Consider the following 243-nt stretch of genomic DNA (forward strand, 5'->3'; position numbering starts at 1 on the left):
TCGCCACTGAACATCCGGGTCTTTTGGATCTTCTGCTGCGCCGTCGTCACGGGGATGAAGATCACGCCCTTCTTGCCCCTCTGGCGGCACATATAGGCCATGCCCTGCGCGTGATTCCCCGCAGAGGCACAAACAAACAGATCCTTGCCCCCCTGCTCGCGCATTGCGCTCAGCGCGCCGCGGATCTTGTAAGATCGCACGGGACTCAGGTCCTCACGCTTGCGGTAGATGTCCGCGCCAAAG

Annotated in this window: 1 protein-coding gene; it reads right to left on the reverse strand. The window is 61.3% G+C overall.

The features are described 5' to 3' along the window. On the reverse strand, nucleotides 1–243 hold a 243-nt coding region (locus R0J92_RS25865), incomplete at both ends, for a pyridoxal-phosphate dependent enzyme (protein ID WP_411053793.1).

Origin of the sequence: Tritonibacter sp. SIMBA_163 (genome assembly GCF_046535935.1) — a bacterium.
GTDB classification, from domain to species: domain Bacteria; phylum Pseudomonadota; class Alphaproteobacteria; order Rhodobacterales; family Rhodobacteraceae; genus Epibacterium; species Epibacterium scottomollicae.